This window comes from Gemmatimonadales bacterium (assembly GCA_035502185.1).
Lineage (GTDB): Bacteria > Gemmatimonadota > Gemmatimonadetes > Gemmatimonadales > JACORV01 > Fen-1245.
Genome location: DATJUT010000058.1, coordinates 1 through 21,065, shown reverse-complemented (window position 1 = coordinate 21,065; position 21,065 = coordinate 1). Strand labels below are relative to the sequence as shown.

General features: G+C 73.2%; 16 protein-coding genes. 11 read left to right on the top strand and 5 right to left on the bottom strand.

Annotation, left to right across the window (positions count from 1 at the left end; all coding sequences use genetic code 11):
* Window positions 1-17 precede the first annotated feature (17 nt).
* Both VMF70_07685 and VMF70_07680 read left to right on the top strand, forming a co-directional pair.
* Entirely contained in the window at window positions 18-2,987 is a 2,970-nt protein-coding gene (locus VMF70_07685) for a glycosyl hydrolase 115 family protein (protein ID HTT67892.1), read from the top strand.
* Between the two features lie 43 nt (window positions 2,988-3,030).
* Window positions 3,031-4,746, top strand: coding sequence for a glycoside hydrolase family 43 protein (locus VMF70_07680; protein HTT67891.1), 1,716 nt, complete (start codon window positions 3,031-3,033; stop codon window positions 4,744-4,746).
* A 52-nt stretch (window positions 4,747-4,798) separates the two neighbouring features.
* Here the strand turns inward: VMF70_07680 and VMF70_07675 are convergent, their stop codons facing one another.
* The gene (locus tag VMF70_07675; protein ID HTT67890.1) at window positions 4,799-5,215 is read right to left on the bottom strand and encodes a hypothetical protein; all 417 of its coding nucleotides are present in this window, start codon (window positions 5,213-5,215) and stop codon (window positions 4,799-4,801) included.
* A gap of 134 nt (window positions 5,216-5,349) precedes the next feature.
* On the opposite strand from VMF70_07675, the gene cfa reads away from it, so the two are divergent.
* The 3 genes from cfa (at window position 5,350) to VMF70_07660 (ending at window position 7,612) form a co-directional block, all read left to right on the top strand.
* Window positions 5,350-6,468, top strand: coding sequence for a cyclopropane fatty acyl phospholipid synthase (cfa, locus tag VMF70_07670; protein HTT67889.1), 1,119 nt, complete (start codon window positions 5,350-5,352; stop codon window positions 6,466-6,468).
* Between the two features lie 66 nt (window positions 6,469-6,534).
* Window positions 6,535-7,077 carry a DUF1697 domain-containing protein gene (locus tag VMF70_07665; protein HTT67888.1) on the top strand — a complete coding sequence of 181 codons (543 nt, stop codon included), beginning with the start codon at window positions 6,535-6,537 and terminating at the stop codon, window positions 7,075-7,077.
* 25 nt (window positions 7,078-7,102) lie between these two features.
* Window positions 7,103-7,612 (top strand): class IV adenylate cyclase, encoded by a 510-nt coding sequence (locus VMF70_07660; protein HTT67887.1) that lies wholly within the window; start codon window positions 7,103-7,105, stop codon window positions 7,610-7,612.
* A 19-nt stretch (window positions 7,613-7,631) separates the two neighbouring features.
* Here the strand turns inward: VMF70_07660 and VMF70_07655 are convergent, their stop codons facing one another.
* The gene (locus VMF70_07655) at window positions 7,632-7,943 is read right to left on the bottom strand and encodes a hypothetical protein (GenBank protein ID HTT67886.1); all 312 of its coding nucleotides are present in this window, start codon (window positions 7,941-7,943) and stop codon (window positions 7,632-7,634) included.
* 143 nt (window positions 7,944-8,086) lie between these two features.
* Entirely contained in the window at window positions 8,087-9,664 is a 1,578-nt protein-coding gene (locus tag VMF70_07650) for a PAS domain S-box protein (GenBank protein HTT67885.1), read from the bottom strand.
* A 209-nt stretch (window positions 9,665-9,873) separates the two neighbouring features.
* Here VMF70_07650 and VMF70_07645 point away from each other — a divergent pair, with 209 nt between their 5' ends.
* From VMF70_07645 to VMF70_07635, 3 genes are read left to right on the top strand one after another with little or no spacing between them, the layout of a single operon-like run.
* Complete coding sequence (locus VMF70_07645) at window positions 9,874-11,235, top strand: efflux RND transporter periplasmic adaptor subunit (GenBank protein HTT67884.1); 1,362 nt, start codon at window positions 9,874-9,876, stop codon at window positions 11,233-11,235.
* Window positions 11,236-11,237: 2 nt separating this feature from the next.
* Window positions 11,238-12,635, top strand: a complete 1,398-nt coding sequence (locus VMF70_07640; protein ID HTT67883.1) for an ABC transporter permease — start codon at window positions 11,238-11,240, stop codon at window positions 12,633-12,635.
* Window positions 12,636-12,639: 4 nt separating this feature from the next.
* The gene (locus tag VMF70_07635; GenBank protein HTT67882.1) at window positions 12,640-14,160 is read left to right on the top strand and encodes a TolC family protein; all 1,521 of its coding nucleotides are present in this window, start codon (window positions 12,640-12,642) and stop codon (window positions 14,158-14,160) included.
* Window positions 14,161-14,256: 96 nt separating this feature from the next.
* Here the strand turns inward: VMF70_07635 and VMF70_07630 are convergent, their stop codons facing one another.
* On the bottom strand, window positions 14,257-14,964 hold the full coding sequence (locus VMF70_07630; protein HTT67881.1) for a hypothetical protein: 708 nt from the start codon (window positions 14,962-14,964) through the stop codon (window positions 14,257-14,259).
* A 45-nt stretch (window positions 14,965-15,009) separates the two neighbouring features.
* Complete coding sequence (locus tag VMF70_07625; GenBank protein ID HTT67880.1) at window positions 15,010-15,729, bottom strand: hypothetical protein; 720 nt, start codon at window positions 15,727-15,729, stop codon at window positions 15,010-15,012.
* 164 nt (window positions 15,730-15,893) lie between these two features.
* Here VMF70_07625 and VMF70_07620 point away from each other — a divergent pair, with 164 nt between their 5' ends.
* From VMF70_07620 to VMF70_07610, 3 genes are read left to right on the top strand one after another with little or no spacing between them, the layout of a single operon-like run.
* Window positions 15,894-16,685: a GAF domain-containing protein gene (locus VMF70_07620; GenBank protein HTT67879.1), complete on the top strand. Its 792-nt coding sequence runs from the start codon at window positions 15,894-15,896 to the stop codon at window positions 16,683-16,685.
* Entirely contained in the window at window positions 16,686-18,710 is a 2,025-nt protein-coding gene (gene ligA, locus VMF70_07615) for an NAD-dependent DNA ligase LigA (protein HTT67878.1), read from the top strand.
* A complete protein-coding gene (locus VMF70_07610; GenBank protein ID HTT67877.1) occupies window positions 18,671-21,025 on the top strand; it encodes a family 20 glycosylhydrolase in 2,355 nt (784 codons plus the stop codon). The genes ligA and VMF70_07610 overlap by 40 nt, the downstream gene beginning before the upstream one ends.
* Window positions 21,026-21,065: the final 40 nt, after the last annotated feature.

Genomic DNA, 21,065 nt, shown 5'->3' with positions numbered 1-21,065 from the left:
CCCGCCCGGAGGGCGGCGTGACCGACCCGACCCCGTCGCGCACCGGCGCCGCCGCCCTCCCGGCGCTGGCGCTCCTGGCCGCACTCCTCGCCGCGCCGGCGGCGGCGCAGACCGCGCCCGGCGACTCCACGTCCTACGTCGCGCTGGGCCCCGGGCCGGGGCGGTTCACGCTCTCGGCCGGAGGCCGGCCGGCTCCCCTGCTCGTCGGCCGTGGCGACTGGCCCGGCGTGATCCGGGCGGTGCGCGACCTCGCCCGTGACGTCGGCCGGGTGACGGCGCATGCGGCGCCCGGCGTCGTCGACACGCTCACCGGCGCCGGCGAGATCGTCGTCGTCGGCACGCTCGGCCGCGGCGGGCTGGTGGACAGCCTGGTGCGCGAGGGCAAGCTCGATACGGCCGGGGTGGCGGGCCGCTGGGAGGCGTCGCTGCTGCAGGTCGTCGAGCGGCCGCGGCCGGGCGTCACCCGCGCGCTGGTCATCGCCGGCAGCGACAAGCGCGGCACGATCTACGGGGTCTACGACCTGTCGGCCCGGATCGGCGTCTCCCCCTGGTACTGGTGGGCCGACGTGCCGCCCGCGCACCACCCCGCGCTCTACGTGCTCCCGGGCCGGTGGACGGAGGGCCCGCCGGCCGTGAAGTACCGCGGCATCTTCCTCAACGACGAGGCGCCCGCGCTCACCGGCTGGGCGCAGGCCACGTTCGGCGGCCTCGACCACCGGTTCTACGAGAAGGTGTTCGAGCTGATCCTGCGTCTGAAGGGCAACTACCTCTGGCCGGCGATGTGGGGCAACGCGTTCAACGAGGACGACTCGCTCAATCCCCGCCTGGCGGACGAGTACGGGATCGTGATGGGCACGTCGCACCACGAGCCGATGCTGCGCGCCCAGCAGGAGTGGAAGCGCCACGGCACCGGGCCGTGGAACTACCAGACCAACGACTCGGTGCTGCGGGCCTTCTGGCGCCAGGGCATCCGCGCCATGGACGGGCACGAGAGCGTCGTCACGGTCGGGATGCGCGGCGACGGCGACCTGCCGATGAGCGACAGCGCGAACATCGGCCTGCTCGAGCGGATCGTGGCGGACCAGCGCGCGATCATCGCGGACGTGACCGGCAGGCCGGCGTCCGCGACGCCGCAGGACTGGGCCCTCTACAAGGAGGTCCAGGACTACTACGATCGCGGGATGCGCGTGCCCGACGACGTCACCCTGCTCTTCTCCGACGACAACTGGGGCGACGTGCGCCGGCTGCCGGCGGCCGGCGCGGTGGCTGCGGATGCGGGGCCGGCGGTGGCGCCGGCGGCGCAAGAGCCGTCTCCGGCTGGGCGGCAGGTCTCGTCCGGCGCGCCGGCGCGGGCGGGCGGCTACGGCCTCTATTATCACTTCGACTACGTGGGCGGGCCCCGCAGCTACAAGTGGATCAACACCAACGCCATCCCGCGGGTGTGGGAGCAGCTCCATCTCGCGTACGCGTACGGGGTCGACCGCATCTGGATCGTGAACGTCGGCGATCTCAAGCCGATGGAGCTGCCGATCTCGTTCTTCCTCGACTACGCGTGGGATCCGGCCCGCTGGCCCGCGGAACGGCTCCCCGAGTACACCCGCCGGTGGGCGGCGCAGCAGTTCGGGGCCGCGCATGCCGTCGAGATCGCCGCGCTGCTGGACGACGACGCGCGCTACGCCGCGCGGCGCAAGCCCGAGCTGCTCGCCCCCGAGACGTTCTCGCTCGACGACTATGACGAGTGGGACCGGGTGGTCGGGGAGCTCGCGGCCCTCGCGGCCCGGGCCCGGTTCGTGGGGCGCGAGCTGCCGGCCGCCGGCCGGGCGGCCTTCGACGAGCTGGTGCTGCACCCGGTGCTGGCGCTCGACAACCTGTACCGCCTCTACGAGGCCGTGGCCCGGAACCGGCGCTACGCGGCGCAGGGCCGCGCCTCGACCAACGACTGGGCCGCGCGGGCGCGAGCCCTGTTCGGGGTGGATGCCGCGATCACCACCTGGTACAACGACACGGTGGCCGGCGGCAAGTGGCGCCACATGATGGACCAGACCCACATCGGCTACACGACCTGGGATCAGCCGCCGCGGAACATCATGCCCGAGGTGCAGCGGATCTCCCTTCCCGGCCGGGCCGAGATGGGCGTCGCCATCCCCGGCTCGGACCGGTGGTGGCCGGCGGACACGTCGGCGGCGGCGCTGCCGGAGCTGAACGCCTGCCGCGATCCGCGGTTCGACGTCGAGGTGTTCAATCGCGGCAGTACGCCGTTCGCGTTCCGGGCCGTGTCCGACGCGCCCTGGCTGGTGGTCGCGCCGGCCGAGGGCACCGTGGACAAGGAGCGCCGCCTCCACGTGAGCGTGGACTGGCAACGGGCGCCGGTCGGGGAGCCGCGCGAGGCGGCCATCACGATCACGGGGGCGGGCCGCCCGGTGGTGGTGCACGCGCGCCTGCGCCATCCGGCCGGCCCGCGCCCGCGCGGGTTCGTGGAGACGGACGGCTACGTCGCCGTCGAGGCCGAGCACTTCTCCCGCGCCGTCGCCGCGGCGCCGATCCGGTGGGTGCGCATCCCGGGCCTGGGGCGGACGCTCTCCGGGATCACCGCGTTCCCGGTCACCGCCCCGCGCCAGACGCCTGGCGGCGACGCCCCGCGCCTCGAGTACCCGCTCCACCTGTTCGCAGGCGGCGACGTCCTGGTCCGGGCGACCTTCTCACCCACCCTCGACTTCCGCGCCACCGGCCTCCGGTACGCGGTCTCGTTCGACGACGACCCGCCGCAGGTCGTGGACCTCGCCGCCGACACCACGCTGCGCACCTGGGAGCGGCGGGTCAGCGACAACGCCATCGAATCGGCGACGCGCCATCGCGTCGCGGCCGGCGACCACGTCCTGCGCTACTGGCTGGTGGACCCCGGCGTCGTGCTCCAGCGCCTGGTCGTGGATCACGGCCGCCTCGGGGCCAGCTACCTCGGCCCACCCGAGAGCTGCGGCCCGAACTAGGACCGGCGCCGGCACCCGGCACCCGGCCACTCCCGGAGAAACCATGCACCCACGCCTCGCGTCATGCGCGTTCGCCGTCGCGCTCATCGCGGCCGGCCCCGGCCCGCTCGCCGCGCAGACGCTCGCCCCCGGCGCCGAAGCCCGGTTCGACTGGTTCGAGTACAGCGGTGACGACTCGATCTACCGCGTCGCGCACGCCACGCACGGCGAGTACCTGAACCCGATCCTGGCCGGCTTCTACCCCGATCCCACGATCTGCCGCCAGGGCGCCGACTACTACCTCGCGAATTCGAGCTTCGCGTACTACCCGGGCGTGCCGTTGTTCACCAGCCGCGACCTCGTGCACTGGCACCAGATCCGTTCCATCCTCGACCGGCCGTCGCAGCTCGACCTCGACAGCGCGGGCATCTCGCGCGGCATCTTCGCTCCCAGCCTGAGCTGCCGGCCGGGCCGGATGTGGATGATCACGACACTGGTGGACCGCGGCGGCAACTTCCTCGTCACGGCGACCGACCCCCGGGGTCCGTGGTCCGACCCGGTGTGGCTGCATTTCGACGGCATCGACCCCTCGCTGTTCTTCGACGACGACGGCAAGGTCTACATCGTCAACAACGGCCTGCCGGAGGGCCCGCAGCTCTACGGCCAGGGGCACCGCGCCATCTGGATCCAGGAGCTCGACACCACCGCGCAGCGGCTGGTCGGCCCCCGCCGGATGATCGTGAACGGCGGCGTCGACATCGCGCGGCACCCGATCTGGATCGAAGCGCCGCACGTCTTCAAGAAGGACGGCTGGTACTACCTGATCTGCGCCGAGGGCGGCACGGCCGAGCAGCACTCGGAGGTGGTCTTTCGCAGCCGCGCCGTGTTCGGACCGTACGCCCCGGGTCCCGTCGAGCCGATCCTGACCCAGCGGCACCTCGATCCCACGCGGCCGTTCCCCGTCTGGGCCACCGGCCACGCCGACTTCGTCGAGACGGAGAACGGCGAGTGGTGGGCGGTCTTCCTCGGCACGCGCCCCTACGAGGACTACACGTTCAACACCGGGCGCGAGACGTTCCTGCTGCCGGTCACGTGGCGCGACGGCTGGCCGGTCATCCTCACCGACACGGCGAGCGTGCCCTACGTCGTGCGCGCGCCGAAGCTCTCGCCGGAGCGGCACCCGTACCCGCCGCTGACCGGCAACTTCACGGCGCGTGACGACTTCGACGCGCCCCAGCTCTCCCCCGAGTGGAGCTTCCTGCGCACCGTGCGGGAGCCGTTCGCCGACCTGATCTCGCACCCGGGATGGCTCACGCTCCGCGCGCGATCCGTCCCGCTCGAAGGCCCGGGGCAGCCTGCGTTCGTCGGCCGCCGCCAGCAGCACGCCTGGGCCACGGCCACGACCGCGATGCGCTACCGGCCGCTGGCGGCGGGAGACCGCGCCGGGATGGTCGCGTTCCAGGGGAGCGACGCGTTCTTCTTCCTGGGCGTCGCGATGGAGGGCGGGCAACCCGTCGTCGAGCTGCAGCAGCGGAGCGGCCCGCGCGACTCGGCCGCCACGACCGTCATCGCGCTGGCCCCGCTCGAGGGCCCGCCGGATTCGACGCTGTACCTGAGAATTCGCGCGCGCGGGGGGAGCTACGACTTCTCCTACGCCTACCGCCCGGGCGACTGGATACTATTGAAAGGGGACGTGGACGGGACCATCCTGAGCAGCAAGGTGGCCGGCGGGTTCGTCGGGACCATGCTGGGACTGTACGCCTATCGGCTGCAGCCGTGACCTGGTGCCCCCCCCGGGCGGCTCGTCGCCGTCGCCGGGGGGGGCGCTCAGGTCAGATCGGGTGGTCGTCCGGATGGGTCGCGATGTAGATGACGCCCTGGCTGTGGCCGATGCCCCACCTGGCACTGGCCGCCACGCCGTCGTAGTGGCGGATGTACACCACGCTCGCCAGCTGCACCACGCTCAGTGCGTCCACCCCGCCGAGCTCGTTGCTGTCGAGGAAGACGCGGACCTCGGACGGCGTGGAGAAGCTGTCGGGCCCTCGCCCCTGGAGCCACTGGGGCCGGAGCGCCTGCAGCGCCTCCAGGACGGTGCTGAAGCCCTTGCCGCTCAGGTCCCCGCTGGTGAGCACCTCGCGGTTCGGCAGGGGCGCGGCCTGGCCCGACGGATGACGCGGTGCGCAGGCGGCGGCCAGCGCGATGAGGGCGGCGGCCCGGATCAGGGCGGCGGGTCTGACGAGCGAGCGCATGGGACAAGCCTCCTCTCTGCTCGACAGTATGCGGACCGCCGCGCCCCCACGCAAGCAATGACGGCCCGCCCGGTGAGTCTGGCCGACGGGCGGCGCGGCGCCTATCGTTGACGCGGATCTCTGCGGGAGGGGCCATGCCGGGCACGACGATCCGCAGGACGGTCGAACGGCTGCTCGAGCTGGCCGACGTCGCGATCGACGGCGACCGGCCCTGGGACGTCCGGGTCCACGATCCTCGGCTGTTCGCCCGCGTCGTGACCGGCGGTTCGCTCGGGCTGGGCGAGTCCTACATGGACGGCTGGTGGGACTGCGAGCGGCTCGACGAGTTCTTCACCCGGGTGCTCGGGGCCGAGCTGGATCGGCGGGTCCGGCCGTGGCGGGACGCGGCCGGCGCGTTGTGGGCCCGGCTGGTCAACCTCCAGCGGCCGGGCCGCGCCTTCCGGATCGGCCGGCACCACTACGATCTCGGCAACGACCTGTTCCGCCGGATGCTCGACCGGCGGATGATCTACAGCTGCGCGTACTGGAAGCATGCCGGCACGCTGGACGACGCCCAGGAGGCCAAACTGGACCTGGTGTGCCGCAAGCTCGGGCTGCGGCCGGGGATGCGCGTGCTCGACATCGGCTGCGGCTGGGGCGGCACCGCGCGGTTCGCGGCGGAGCGGTACGGGGTCTCGGTGGTGGGGATCACGGTGTCGGAGGAGCAGGCCAGGTTCGCCCGCGGACTGTGCGAGGGACTGCCGGTCGAGATCCGCCTCCAGGACTACCGCACGCTGGGCGGGAGGTTCGACCGCGTGCTGTCGATCGGCATGTTCGAGCACGTCGGGCGGAAGAACTACGGCACCTTCATGCGGGTCGTGCGCGGCCTGCTCGCGCGCGACGGCCTGTTCCTGCTCCACACCATCGGCGGCAACCGCTCCCAGACGGCGACGGATCCCTGGACCCAGCGCTACATCTTCCCGAACTCGATGCTCCCGTCCGCGCGGCAGATCGCCGCGGCGATCGAGGGGCGGTTCGTGCTGGAGGACTGGCACGGCTTCGGTCCGGACTACGACCGGACCCTGATGCAGTGGCACCGCAACTTCCAGCAGCACTGGCCCGAGATCTCCAGCCGGTACGGCGAGCGGTTCCGCCGGATGTGGCGCTACTTCCTGCTCTCGAGTGCGGGCGGGTTCCGTGCGCGGAAGAACCAGCTGTGGCAAGTCGTGCTCTCGCCCCGGGGCGTGCCCGGCGGGTACTCGGCGCCGCGCTGATGGCGGGCGGCTGGCGCACGTTCCACCCGTTCCCGGTCGGCAGCTGCGCCTCGGGCGGATGATTCCGTGACCACCTGCATCGCCCTGCTCCGCGCGGTCAACCTCGGCGGCCACGGTCGGGTGGCGATGGCCGACCTGCGCGAGCTGCTCGCCACGCTGGGCTTCGACGACGTGCGATCCCTGCTCCAGAGCGGCAACCTGGTGTTCCGCGCCGGCGCGGGGTCGGCCGCGGCGCTCGAGCGCCGGCTCGAGGCCGAGGTGTCGAAGCGCCTCGGGATCGAGACCGACTTCTTCGTGCGCACGGCGGACGAGTGGCGGTCCGTGGTCGCGAGGAACCCGTTCCGCGAGGCGGCCGAGCGGGACCCGGCTCACCTGGTGGTGATGTGCCTCAAGGACGCGCCGGGCCCGGCCCGCGCGCGGGCCCTGCAGGAGACGATCACGGGCCGGGAGCTGGTGCGGACCGCGGGCCAGCAGGCGTACGTCGTCTACCCCGACGGCATCGGCCCCTCGCGCCTCACCGTCGCGCGCATCGAGAAGGGCCTCGGGACGCGCGGCACCGGCCGCAACTGGAACACCGTGATGAAGCTCGGCGCGATGGTGTGGGACTGAGGCCGGCCGCCGGCACGGAGGGCGCGTGGCACGCAACGTCGAGATCAAGGCCCGCGTCGCGGACCCGGCCCGGACTCGCCGGCTGGTGGCCGCCGCCGCGGACGGTCCCGCGGCGTCGCTGGCGCAGACCGACACGTTCTTCCGGGTGCCCCGCGGCCGACTGAAGCTGCGCGAGGTCGCGGGCGCGGCCGCGGAGCTGATCTGGTACGAGCGCCCGGACACGCCCGAGCCGGCGGAGTCGGCCTACGAAGTCGTGCGGCTCGCGGACGGACCCGCGCTGCGGGAGCTGCTCGCGCGGGCGCTCGGCCCGTGCGGCCAGGTCGTCAAGCGCCGCCTCGTCTACCACGTCGGGCGCACGCGCGTGCACCTGGACGAGGTGGCCGGACTGGGGCACTTCCTGGAGCTGGAGGTGCAGCTCGCCGCCGGCGAGCCGGTGGAGGCCGGCGCTGCCGAGGCCCGGGCGCTGATGGAGCGGCTGGCGATCGGCGCAGCGTCACTGGTGGCGGAGGCCTACGTGGACCTGCTGAGCCGGTGAGGAACGCCCTTCCCGCCGCCTAGGTGAACAGCGCCAGCAGAATGACCACGATCATCACGAAGGCGATCACCCAGGTGCGCGTGGGCACCTTCCCGGGCATGATGGTGCGCCTGCGCGTCGCCTTCGCGCTCGCGGCGACCTCCTGCGCCTGCGCCACGCGCATCGCCTCGGTGCCCAGCTGGCCCGACAGCGCCCGCATGCGGCGCTCCTCCGTCGTGCGCGGGATCCAGCGGCACCCGCACCGCTGGCACACGCTCTGCACGATGGTGTCGATCCCCTGACCGCCCCCCACCATGCCGCGGAAGTGCTCGGTGGCCTGCGGCTCCGGCACGCTCGAGCGCCTCACCGGAGACGACAGGATGATGGTCGCCCCGCACCTGGGGCACGAGACCGAGGGACCTGCGGCGGACATGCCAATACGGTGCACCGGGAGGGCGGGCCCGGCAAGGCGTTGGCCCGCGAGGTGCGGAACGGTCAGCTGTGCGCGGCCTGCGCGCCTTTCGTCACGGCGTGGACGGCTTGGCCAAGCTCGAGCATCGTGGCCGGCTTGTTCACCAGCCGGCGGATCCCGGCGGCCTTGATCGTCTCGTCGGGCAGCTCCTCCATGAAACCCGTCAGGAGGACGATCGGCACGTCCGGCCGCAGGTTGTGCACTTCGCGGGCGAGGTCGAGGCCCGCGAGCCGGGGCATCAGGTAGTCCGTGATCACCACGTCGTGCTCCGCCGGCCGCGACCGGAAGGTCTCCAGCGCGCGCTCGGGGTCGGTCTCCGCGACCACCACGTAGCCCAGCGCCTCGAGCCGGCGCTTGTTCATCCGCGCCAGCGTCGGCTCGTCGTCCACCAGGAGCACCCGCTCGCCGTGGCCCCGCGGCGCGACGCCGGCCTCGCGCTGCTCCTCGGCGGCGGACGCCGGGAGCACCGGGAAGAAGCACGTCACGCTCGTGCCGCGGCCCGGCTCGCTCGCCAGGTCGATCACGCCCTCGTGCGCCTCCACGATGGTGTGCACCATCGAGAGGCCGAGGCCCGTGCCCGAGCCCTTCGGCTTGGTGGTGAAGAAGGGCTCGAACGCGCGGCTGCGGACGCCGGCATCCATCCCGCCTCCGGTGTCCCGCACCACCAGCACCACGTACGGCCCCTCGTGCAGCCCCGGGTGCCTGCGCACGACGCTGTCGCGCACGTAGCGCGGCTCCACGAGGATGTCGAGCAGGCCACCGTGCGGCATCGCGTGCGCCGAGTTGGTGCCGAGGTTCATCAGGATCTGGTGAATCGAGGTCGCGTCGCCCAGCACCCACGGCGCCTCGGGATGGACGGTCACACGCACCTCGATCGAGGCCGGCAGCGTCGCGCGCAGCAGCTTCGCGGCCTCGGCGATCGTCGCGCCGATCTCCAGCGGGCGTCGCTCCGCGGGCTGGCGCCGGCTGAAGACCATGATCCGCTCGACCAGCTCCTTGCCGCGCGTGGCCGCCTTGAGCAGCTCGTCCAGGTCCGCCCTCGCGTCGGCCGGGCTCCCGGCCCGCCCGATCAGCTCGGCGTAGCCCACGATCCCGAACAGGATGTTGTTGAAGTCGTGCGCGATGCCCCCGGCGAGGGTCCCCACGGCCTCGAGCTTCTGCGCCTGCCGCAGATCCTCCTCCAGCCGGTGCCGCTCGTCCTCCGCCTTCTTGCGTGGGCTGATGTCCACGATGGACGCGAGGACGAACATCCCCTCGTCCGTCACGACCGGCGTCAGGCCGATCTCCACCGGCACCTCGGTGCCGTCCTTCCGCAGTCCGTACAGGTCGCGGCCGGCGCCCATCGCCCGCACCTTCGGGTCGGCCAGGAACGTGCCGCGGAAGCCCCCGTGACCCTGCCGGAACCGCTCGGGCACCAGCGTATCCACCGACTTGCCGAGCAGCTCCTCGCGCGGGTACCCGAACAGGCGCTCGATCTCGCGGTTGACGAGCACGATGCCGCCCCGGGCGTCCGTCATCAGGAGGCCGCTCGGCGACGAGTCCACGGCGACGCGCAACCGCTGCTCGGTGGCGCGCGATGCCTCGGGGGTCACGCCGAACACTGCAGGGATAAATCCGACCACGCAAGTCGGGTAAGGCCCTACCAGGCGTGGCGAGCCGCCTCAGGCACGACGCCGCGCACCGACGCGGGAATGCCGGACCCGCCGGCCACCCTAACGGGCCCCTGACGCCGGGACGTATGCTAGGGGGGAGGTAGGACCGCTGGTGCGGCCCTTGCGTGTGTTCGCCTTGTCGCGGTTGTGGAGGCTCGATGCGGATCATCCCGTACCTTCGCGGCCTGTCCCGCGGGCGTCAGATCGCGATCGGCGCCGCCATCCTGGTCGTCGCCGTCGCGGCCACGAAGCTGCTGGCGCGCGGGCCGGCGACCGCCGACCGCGCGGTGGTCGCGACGGTGGAGCGCGGCCCGTTCACGGTCACCGTCACCACGTCGGGCGAGCTGCGGGCCAAGGAGTTCGTGCAGATCAACGCGCCGGCCAACGCGATGCAGGCGCAGGCCTACCAGATGCGCATCTCCTCGCTGGTGCCCGAGGGCACCGTGGTGAAGCCCGGCGACGTGGTCGCGGAGATCGACCGTTCCTCGCTGGCCTCGCGGCTCACCCAGGTGACCCTGGACCTCCAGAAGGCGCAGGCGCAGCAGGAGCAGGCGATGCTGGACTCGACGCTCACGTTGTCGACGGCGCGGGAGGCGATCCGCAACGACGAGCTGGACCTCGAGGCCAAGCGGCTCGCGAAGGAGCAGGCCGTCTACGAGGCGCCCACGGTCCAGCGCCAGACCCAGATCGACTACGAGCGCGCCGAGCGCGCCCTGGCGCAGGCGCACAGCGACCTCCAGACCCGCACCGAGCAGGCGCAGGCCAAGATGCGGGAGGTCGGCGCCGACGTGGAGCGGCAGCGGAGCCAGCTGCAGATCGTGCAGGACGTGCTGGCGGGGTTCACGATCCGCGCCCCGTCGCCGGGGATGGTCATCTACGTGAAGGAGTGGAACGGCAAGAAGCGCACGGCCGGCTCGCAGGTGAACGCGTGGGACCCCGGGGTCGCGACGCTGCCGGACCTGACGCACATGGAGTCGGTCACCTACGTCAACGAGATCGACGTGCGGCGGCTCGCCGTGGGGCAGCCGGTGACGATCACGCTCGACGCCGATCCCACCAAGAAGCTCAGCGGCACCGTGGCCAGCGTGGCCAACGTCGGCGAGCAGCGCCCCAACACCGACGCCAAGGTGTTCGAGGTCCACGTCACCGTGCTGCAGTCCGACACCACGCTGCGGCCCGGGATGACCACCGGCAACGCGGTCGAGACGCTGCGGCTGCCCGACGCGGTGCACGTGCCGCTCGAGGCCGTCAACGGCGACAGCGGCCTGACCTACGCCTACCGCCTCTCGGGCGCCCGGGTCGTCCGGCAGGAGATCGTGACCGGGCCGATGAACGACCACGCGGCGGTGGTCGAGCGCGGCCTGGCGCAGGGCGACCGCGTGCTCCTGTCGCCGCCCGCGAGCCCGGAGCGGCTCGCGCTGGTGCGGCTGCCCGCGGGCGCCGCGCCGCTTCCCGCGCGCACCGACAGCGCGCGCGCCCGGCCGGCCCCGGCCCGCGACGCCACGGCCCCGCGGCGCTGACCGTGCGTCTCGATCGCGCGGCGCTGGCGCGGCTGGGCCGGGAGATCGCCGGCCACGTGGCCTTCAGCGGCCGCACCGCGGTGGTGGCCGTCGGCCACAACCGCCTGCGCGCCGCGCTCACCTCGCTGGGCATCCTGTTCGGCGTCGCCTCGGTCATCGCCATGCTCGCCATCGGCTCCGGCGCCGAGCGGGAGATCCTGGAGCAGATGCGGCTGCTGGGCTCCAACAACGTCGTGGTGACGCCGCTGGTCGAGCAGCACGAGGGCCCGGTCGAGGCGAAGGACGAGCGACAGGTGAGAAAGTGGTCGCCGGGCCTCACCTACGCCGACGCCCAGGCGATCCCGCTGGAGATCCCGGCCGTCGAGGCCGCCGCGGCGGAGGTGGTGGTGAACAGCACGATCACCCGCGAGGGCCGGAGCCGCTCGGGCAAGGTCGTCGGCGTGGACACGGCGTATTTCCGCCTCACCAACCTCGAGCTCGCCTCCGGCCGGTGGTTCAGCCCCCTCCAGGTGGCGCAGGGCCTGCCGGTGGCCATCATCGGCAACGGCGTGCGGTCGCGGTTCTTCACCACCGAGGGCGCGCTCGGCAAGCCGCTCAAGGTGGGCCAGATCTGGGTGACCGTCGTGGGCGTGCTCGCCGACCGGCGGGTGAGCAGCGCGACCACGCAGCAGCTCGGCGTCCGCGACGTGAGCATGGACGTCTACCTCCCGGTGCGCACCATGCTGCTCCGCTTCCGCAACCGCGCCGAGGTGACCCAGCGTGACATCGAGCTGGCGTCCCGCTACGGCGGCGCGACCCCGGACAGCGCGGACACCGAGAGCGCCGAGCAGCGCGAGGAGCGGCTCAACCACAACCAGCTGGACCGGATCATCGTGCGAGTCACGGACTCGAGGCTGGTGCCCGGCGTGGCCGACGTGGTGCGGCGGATGCTCACCCGCCGCCACAACGCGCTGGTGGATTTCGAGATCACCGTCCCGGAGCTGCTGCTCCGCCAGGAGCAGCGGACCCGGACCATCTTCAACGTGGTGCTCGGCGCCATCGCCTCGATTTCGCTGCTGGTGGGCGGGATCGGGATCATGAACATCATGCTCGCCTCGGTGCTCGAGCGGATCCGCGAGATCGGCGTGCGGCGCGCCGTGGGCGCCACTCGCCGCGACGTGCTGCTGCAGTTCCTCAGCGAGGCGGTGCTGATCAGCGTCGCGGGCGGGGTGGCCGGCATCGTCGCGGGCGTGGCGCTCAGCGCCGGCATCCGGCGCTTCGCCGGCATCCAGTCCATCGTGACCCTGGTCTCCGTCGTGCTCGCCTTCGGCGTCTCGATCACGGTCGGCGTCGCGTTCGGCATCATGCCCGCGTACCGCGCCGCGCAGCAGGACCCGGTCGTCTGTCTCCGTTACGAGTGACCCCATGAACGCAACTGACACGCGCCGCATCCTGCCCGCGCTGGCGTTCCTGCTCGTCTTCGCCGCCCCGCTCACCGCCCAGCAGCCCCTCCCGGCTCCCCCGCAGCCGCCGGCGCCGCCCGCCGCGCCCGGGCCGATCACGCTCCAGGAGGCGATCGCCCTGGCGCAGCAGGACGGCCACCAGGCCCGCGCCGCGCGCGCCGCGCACCAGGCCGCACGCTACCGCGACGCCGCGTTCCGGGACCGGCTGCTGCCGCAGCTGTCGTTGAGCGGCACGGTGCCCAGCTACAACCGCTCCATCATCCAGGTGCCGAGCCAGGACAGCGGCCATGCCGTGACCCTGTTCCTCCCGGAGGCGCAGACCACCACGGCGCTCAGCCTCCAGCTGGACCAGACGCTTCCGCTCACGGGGGGCAGCCTGTTCGTGTCGTCGTCCCTGACCAGGAACACGGTGACCGGGCAGAGCGGGCTGCAGCAGTGGTCCTCCGTGCCGTTCGTCGTCGGCCTGCGGCAGGACATCTTCCGGCCCAACGTCGCGGTGTGGGACCACCGCGTGCAGAACCTGCAGATCGAAGAGCAGGAGCGCGCGTACCGGGAAGCGATGGAGGACGTGGCGCTGCAGACCACCGGCCTGTTCTTCGCCGCCTACGCCGCCCGCAAGAACCTGGACAACGCCGTCACCGACGCCGCCGTGAACGACACGCTGTACCGGCTCAACACCGGCCGCTTCCAGGTGGGCCGGATCGGGGAGAACGATCTGCTGCAGAGCCAGCTGGCGCTGCTGCGGGCGCGCACGTCGCTGGACGCGGCGCGGCTGGAGTACGAGCGCGCGATCGCCCAGCTCCGCCTCGGCCTCGGGCTCCCGGCCGACCGGCCGCTCGAGGTGGCCGTCAGCCCGGACGTGCCGGACGTCGAGCCCGACACGGCCCTCGCGGTCGCGGAGGCGCTCCGCAACGCGTCCGCCGTGAGCGACGCGGCGCTCGCGGACGTGCAGGCGCGGCGCTCCGTCACGCAGGCGCAACTCGCCGACGGCATCGGCGCGACCCTCCAGGCGAGCTACGGCTACAACGCGACGACCACGGGCGGTTGGCGCCAGGCCTATGAGCAGCTGGCCGACGCCCGCCAGTTCACGCTGGCCGTGCAGCTGCCGCTGTGGCAGTGGGGCGCGCACGGCGCGGGCGTGAAGGCGGCGGAGGCCGACCGCGCCCGGGTGACCGACCAGAACGCGACGACCCTCGAGCAGCTGGCGTTCGACGCGCGGTTCGCGGCGCTCGGCCTGGCGCAGGCGCGCCGCAACGTCGCGCTCCTGACGGTGGGCGACAGCGTGGCCGGCAAGCGGTTCGAGGTGGCGTACAACCGCTACGTGATCGGGAAGATCACGATCGACAACCTGTACATCGCCCAGCAGGAGAAGGACGCGGCCCTCGTCGAGAACGTCGGTGGCCTGCGCGACTACTGGCTGGCGTACTACCGGCTGCGGCGCCTCACGCTGTACGACTTCGAGGCGGGGCGGCCGATCCGGTAGCCGTGGGACCTCGCGGCGCGGCCGATCCCGTGACGGTCGCTGCGGGGGCGGGCCCGCCCGCTCGGTCGTAGCGCGGGGGGCGGGCCCGGAGGCTCGCTAGTGCGAGCGCTGCCGCATCATCATCTGCTGCATCAGCTGCATGAACACCGCCTGATCGTAGGGCCGCGGCGTCTCGGTGATCTCGGACTTCGCGCCCATCCCGTGCGCCACCAGCACCAACTGGCCGGAATCGGGGGTGAGGGTCTTCACCATGCCGAACGGCAGGTCCGGCGCGACCCAGGTGTCGCTCGTGCCGTCGGCGTCCTGCACGTGCAGCGCGCGGAAGGTGCCGGCCGGGACCGTCACGCTCTCCCAGCCCACGACCTTGCTCGTGGTGCAGTCCTTGAGGGAGTTCGAGCTGGGCGCCTGCATGCCCGGGCCGTTCACCGGCATCTCCATCGCGGGCGCGCTGCCGAACTTCATGATCGTCGCGACCGGCGCGGCCATGCCGGGCCCGAAGCCCCGGACCAGCATCCGGTTGATCATGGAGACGGTGTCGCCCCCGCCTTCACCCCGTCCCATCGACATCCCGTGGATGGCGAACTCCATCCACAGATACGCCGTGCCGCCGCGGGTCTCCTGCCCGACGACGGCGATCCGCATCGAGCTGCCGGGCATCCGCCCGCCCTCGTTGCTGAACTGGGACCACGCGCCCACCGGCGGGTGCATCGCCCGGCGGCACAGGTCGGCGAGATCCTGGGCCCGCGCGGGCGGCACGGCCAGGCACAGCAGGACGGCGGGAGCGGCGAGCATTCGTCCCAGCATGGATCGTCTCCGGCGTAGTGGGTGTCCGGTCGGGGCGACGGCGCGTTACTGGTGGCGCCCGCCCTGCGGCATCATCATCTGCATGAACAGCCGCGGGTCGTAGGGCCGCGGCGTCTCGGTGATCTCGGACCTCGCGCCCGAGCCGTGCGCCAGCAGCACCATCTGGGTCGAGTCGTTCGCCCCGTGCCCGGTGCCCATCCTGACCAGGGCGAACGGAAGATCGGGCACGACCCAGGAATCGCCGCGGCCGTTCTCGTTCTGCACGTGCAGCGCCCGGAAGGTTCCGGCCGGCACGGTCACGCTCTCCCATCCGAGCACCTTGGCGTTGCGGCAGTCCCGCAGGGCGTCCGATCCCGGCGCGCTCCGGCTGCCGGCCTGGCTGATGGGCATCACCATCGCGGGGCCGCTGCCGAGCTTCATGACGACCTCGCGCGGCGCCGCCATCCCCGGCCCGATGCCGGGGACCAGCATCTTGTTGACCATCGTGATCGTGTCGCCCCCGCCCCCGCTCCGCGGCCCGCCCATCCGGAAGCCGTGCGCCGCCATTTCCACCCACAGGTACGTGGTGTCCCCGTGCGCCTCGGACCCGACGATGGCCATCCGCACGGTGGCGCCGTTCTCCCGACCGCCCTCGAGCCGGTAACGGGCCCAGGCACCGGCCGGCGGGTGCATCGCCCGGCGGCAGATGTCGACCAGGCTCTGCGCCCGCAGCGCGGGCGCGGCGAACAGCAGGCAGGCGGATGCGGCGGCGAGCCGGCGCAGCATGGGGAGCACTCCGGGGACGGGATGCATGGAATCTCGGCGGCGGGCGGGCGGCGTCAAGGCGTCCCGGGCGGCGCCGGCCGCCGGCGCGCGCCCCCCCGCGGCGGCGGCGTCCGGAGGCCGCGCTCCGCTTGACGCGTGGCCGATGGGGGCCGCACCTTTGCGGGATGGCCACAACCGCCAGCGCCGCGCCCGACGCCGCGTCCCTGCTCGCCACCCGCATTCTCGAGCTGGAGCGCGAGCGCGACCGGCTGATCACGATCATCGACATCCTCTCGGAGATCTCCGGGACGCTGCACTTCGTCGACATCCTCCAGACCATCGCCCGGCGGCTGGGCCAGACGTTCGGCCTCGACCGGTCGAGCATCTTCCTCGCCGACCGCGGCGCCCGCACCGTGCGGCTGGTGGCCTCGTACGAGGACCCCAGCATCCGCAACCTGGTGGTGGACCTGGCGCGCTACCCGGAGATCCGGCGGGCGATGGACTCGGGCGAGACGGTGTTCATCGCCGACGCGACGGCGGATCAGACCCTGCAGCACGTGAAGGGCGCGCTCACGCGCCGCAAGGTGCGGTCGATCACCGTGGTGCCGATCAAGTACCGGGAGGCGGCGATCGGCTGCATCTTCCTCCGGACCTTCAAGGACGGCGAGCCGCTGAGCGAGGGCGACATCAAGTTCACCCAGACCGTCGCCGACCTCACCGCCAAGGCGCTCCGCAACGCGCACCGCTACGAGAGCCTGATCAAGCGCACCCGCGGGATCGAGGCCGACGCGGAGGCCTCCCACCGCGCCGACATCGAGCGGGTCGCGCTGGTGGCCTACCTGCAGAAGCTGCTGGAGATCTTCGCGCAGCACGATCGGACGGCCCTCGAGCAGCTGCTGCCCAACACGTCCACCGCCGAGCTGCAGCGGCTGGTGGGCGTCACGATGGCGGTGCTGGCCGAAGAAGCCAAGGGCTAGATGCCCGATCCCGCCGCGCGGGCCGCCGAGCTGCGGCGCGTCCTCCACCGCGCGATCCACGCCTACTACGTGCTCGACGCGCCGGAGATGTCCGACGCCGAGTACGACCGGCTGTTCCAGGAGCTGCAGGCGCTCGAGGCCGAGCACCCCGAGGTCAAGACCCCCGACTCCCCGTCGCTGCGCGTGGGCGCCGAGCCCGCGACCAGCCTCGCCAAGCACCGGCACCTGGCGCCGATGCTCTCGCTCGCCAACGCCTTCAGCGACGAGGACCTGGCCGCCTGGGAGGAACGGAACGCGCGCATCGCCCCCGACGTGGTGTCGGCCGGCTACACCCTCGAGGTGAAGATCGACGGCGCGGCCGTGAACCTGACCTACCGGGACGGCGTGCTGGAGGTCGGCGCGACGCGCGGCAACGGCCTCGTCGGCGAGGTCGTGACGCCCAACCTCCGCACGGTCCCCGACATCCCGCTGCGCCTCCAGGGCCAGGGCTGGCCCGCGCTGCTCGAGGTGCGGGGCGAGGTCTACATGCCGCGCGCGACCTTCGAGGTGCTCAACCACAAGCGCGAGGCGGCGCTCGAGGCGCCCTTCGCCAACCCGCGCAACGCAGCCGCCGGCGGGCTGCGCCAGCTCGATTCGCGCGCCACCCGGGAGCGGGGGCTCCGCTTCTTCGCCTTCTCTGCCAGCGCGCCGGAAGCGAAGCTCGCCTTCCGGACCCAGGCGGAGCTGCTGGACGGGCTCCAGGCGTGGGGGTTCCGCGTCGAGCCCCACCGCCGTCGCGTGGCCGACCTGGCCGAGGCCCGGCACGCCATCGCGGCGCTGGAGCAGGAGCTGGACACGCTCCCCTTCGGGGCCGACGGCGTGGTGGTCAAGGTGGACCGCCTCGCGCTGCACGAGGAGCTGGGCAACATCGGCGACCGGGAGCCGCGCTGGGCCGTCGCGCGCAAGTTCGCGCCCGAGGTCGCCGTGACGCGGCTGCTGGACATCAAGGTGAACGTGGGTCGCACCGGCGCCCTCAATCCGTACGCCGAGCTCGAGCCGGTGGAGATCGGCGGCGTCACCGTCTCCACCGCGACGCTGCACAACGCCGACCTGGTGGCCGCCAAGGACATCCGCATCGGCGACTACGTCGAGGTGACGCGGGCCGGCGAGGTGATCCCTCAGGTCCTGGGCCCGGTGCGCGAGAAGCGCGAGGAGCTCGAGCGCCGCGGCGAGGCGCCGCGGCCGTTCACGATGCCCGCGCGCTGCCCCGCCTGCGGCTCCGAGGTCGAGGCGCCCGCCGACGAGGTGATGACCTACTGCCCCAACGTCTCGTGCCCCGGCCGCGTGCACGAGAGCATCTTCCACTTCGCCTCCCGCGGCGCGATGGACATCCGCGGCCTCGGCTACGAGAAGGTCCGGCAGCTGCTCGACGCCGGCCTCATCAAGGACGTCGCGGACCTGTACGCGCTCGAAGCCACGCAGCTCACGCCGCTCGAGGGCTTCGCCGAAAAATCGGCCGCGCAGCTGGTGCAGGCCGTGGCCGCGTCCAAGGGCCAGCCCCTGTCGCGGCTGCTGTTCGCGCTCGGCATCCGCCACGTGGGCGCCGGCGCCGCCGACCTGCTGGCGCGCCGCTTCGGCACGATGGACGCCCTGATGGCCGCCACCGGGGAGCAGATCGGCGAGGTGCGCGGCATCGGCCCCACCATCGCCGCCGCGGTCGCCGCGTTCTTCAGGGAGCAGCGCAATCGCGCGCTGGTCGAGCGCCTGGCCGCCGCCGGCCTGAGGATGGACGAGCCGGTGAAGATCGCGGCCGGCGGCGTGTTCGACGGGCAGACCTTCGTCCTCACCGGCACCCTGCCCGGCCTCTCGCGCGGCGAGGCGACCCGCCTCATCGAGCAGGCCGGCGGCGCCGTCACGGGGAGCGTGTCCAAGAAGACCACGGCGATCGTCGCCGGCGAGGAACCGGGCAGCAAGCTCGAGAAGGCCAAGACGCTCGGCGTCGCGGTGTGGGACGAGGCGGAGCTGCTGCGCCGCCTGGGCCGCTGACCGCGGGCGGCCGGGCGCTGGTCCGCCTCGCCGCGGTCCTGCTCGCGGCGCTCGGGCCGGCGCGCGGCCTCTGCCAGGCGCCGGTGCCCGTCGCCCAGGGCGCGCAGCTTCCCGCCCCGGCGATCCTCCCGCGACCGGACACCATCGCGCCGGGCCCGGGCGCCTTCGCGCTGCCGGCCCGCATCCACGTCGTCGTCGCTCAGCGCAGCCGCCGCCTCGACGAGATCGCGGCCTACCTGCGACGGGTGCTGGCGCACGAGACCGGCCTCCCGGTCGCGGTCGAGCGCCGCACGCCGCGCCGCGGCGACGTCGCCATCGCCCTCGACCCGGCGGCGGGGACCGGACCCGAGGCGTACACCCTCACGGTCGTGCCGGCGGGCGTCCGCATCGCGGCGCCGGGGCCCGAGGGCGTGCTGTGGGGCGTGCAGACCCTGCGGCAGCTGCTCCCTGCCCGGTCCGGCGGCGGGTCCGCTCCGGCGGGCGAGCGCGCGGGCGGCCCGGCCCGGACGATCGCCGCCGTCACCATCCACGACGCTCCGCGCTTCCGGTGGCGCGGCAGCCTGCTGGACGCCGGCCGGCACTTCTTCCCGGTGCCGTTCGTCGAGCGCTTCGTGGATCTGTCGTCGCGCTACAAGCTCAACGTGCTCCACTGGCACCTCACCGACGACCAGGGGTGGCGCCTCGAGATTCCGGACTGGCCGCGGCTGACCGAGGTCGGCGCGTGGCGCACCGAGGCCGACGGCACGCGCTACGGCGGCTTCTACACGCGCCGCGAGGTACGCGAGGTCGTGGAGTACGCGCGGCTCCGCGGCGTCACTGTGGTCCCGGAGATCGAGATGCCGGGCCACTCGGTGGCGGCCATCGCCTCGTACCCGTGGCTCGGGTGCACCGGCGACTCGATCCCGGTCGCCAACCGCTGGGGTGTCTTCCCCGACGTGTACTGCCCGCTCGGGAATACGTTCGGCTTCCTCGACGACCTGCTGTCGCAGGTGGTGGCGCTCTTCCCGTCGCGCTACCTGCACGTCGGCGGCGACGAGGTGCCGAAGGACCGCTGGCGGGCGTGCGCCGCCTGCCAGGCGCTGATGCGCGCCGAGGGGCTGAAGGACGAGGACGCGCTGCAGGGCTGGTTCACCGGGCGGATCGGCGCGTGGCTCGCGGCGCACGGCCGCAGGCTGGTGGGCTGGGACGAGATCACCTCCGCGCCGCTCCCGCCCGACGCCGTGGTCGAGGTGTGGCGCGACACCGCGACCATCGCCCGCGTTGCACAGCAGGGCCACGACGTCGTCGCCGCGCCCGGAGCGTACACCTACCTCGACCACTCGCCGGGCGACCTCACCCTCGCGCGGGTGTACGCGTTCGATCCGGCTCCCGCGTCCTTCACGCCCGCGATGGCCGCGCACATCCTCGGCGGCGAGGCGCCGCTGTGGTCGGAGCGGATCACCCAGACCAACTTCGACCTGATGGCGTTCCCGCGACTGCTCGCCTTCGCCGAGGCGCTGTGGACCCGCAGGCCGCGCGACCTGGCCGACTTCAGGCAGCGGCTCGCGGCGACCGAGGCGCGGCTCGGTGCCGACGGCGTCGCGTTCGGTCCCGAGGACCGCGACGTGCTCCGGATGACGCCGGTCTACGACAGCGTCACGGGGCGGTTCACGATGCGGGTCGCAGCCGGCGTGCCGGGCGTCGAGGTGCGCTACACCCGCGACGGGACCGCGCCCGCCCCCGGCTCGCCGCTCTACGCGGACTCGGCGCCGCTCGACTCCGCCGGCACCGCGCGCTTCCAGGGCTTCTACCGTGGCGGGGCGCTGGGCGACGGGCGCACGATCACCCTGGCCCCGAGCCTGGCGCGCGGCCGGCCGTACACCCTCGCGACGCCGCCGAGCCCCCGCTACCCCGGCACCGGGCCGCGCGACCTCACCGACGGGGCCGCCGGCTCGCTCGACTTCACCGACGGCCTGTGGCAGGGCTGGCAGGGCGCCGACCTGGAGGCGACGCTCGACCTCGGCCGCGCCACGGCGGTCGCCGCGGTGGAGGGCTCGTTCCAGCAGACCACCGAGTCCTGGATCCTGCTGCCGCGCGACTTCACGGTCTGGCTCTCGGACGACGGAGCCACCTGGCGGCCGGCCGGCACGGCCGCGAGCGACCAGAGCCCGCAGCGCATGGACCCTTTCCTTTATAGGCTGACGGTGACGCTGCCGGCCGGAGCCGCTGCACGGTGGATCCGGGTGCGGGCGACCAATCCCGGGCCGCTGTCGGCCTGGCATCCGAGCGCGGGAAAGCCGTCGTGGATCTTCTGCGACGAGATCCGGGTGCGGTGAGCGCGGGGACCGGCCGCTGCGACCGGCCGGCGCGACGCTC

Coding starts and splice junctions, on each gene's coding strand:
- VMF70_07680 (HTT67891.1), top strand. CDS start 3,031: ATGCACCCACGCCTCGCGTCATGCGCGTTCGCCGTCGCGCTCATCGCG.
- VMF70_07675 (HTT67890.1), bottom strand. CDS start 5,215: ATGCGCTCGCTCGTCAGACCCGCCGCCCTGATCCGGGCCGCCGCCCTC.
- cfa (HTT67889.1), top strand. CDS start 5,350: ATGCCGGGCACGACGATCCGCAGGACGGTCGAACGGCTGCTCGAGCTG.
- VMF70_07645 (HTT67884.1), top strand. CDS start 9,874: ATGCGGATCATCCCGTACCTTCGCGGCCTGTCCCGCGGGCGTCAGATC.
- VMF70_07635 (HTT67882.1), top strand. CDS start 12,640: ATGAACGCAACTGACACGCGCCGCATCCTGCCCGCGCTGGCGTTCCTG.
- VMF70_07630 (HTT67881.1), bottom strand. CDS start 14,964: ATGCTGGGACGAATGCTCGCCGCTCCCGCCGTCCTGCTGTGCCTGGCC.
- VMF70_07625 (HTT67880.1), bottom strand. CDS start 15,729: ATGCTGCGCCGGCTCGCCGCCGCATCCGCCTGCCTGCTGTTCGCCGCG.
- VMF70_07620 (HTT67879.1), top strand. CDS start 15,894: ATGGCCACAACCGCCAGCGCCGCGCCCGACGCCGCGTCCCTGCTCGCC.
- ligA (HTT67878.1), top strand. CDS start 16,686: ATGCCCGATCCCGCCGCGCGGGCCGCCGAGCTGCGGCGCGTCCTCCAC.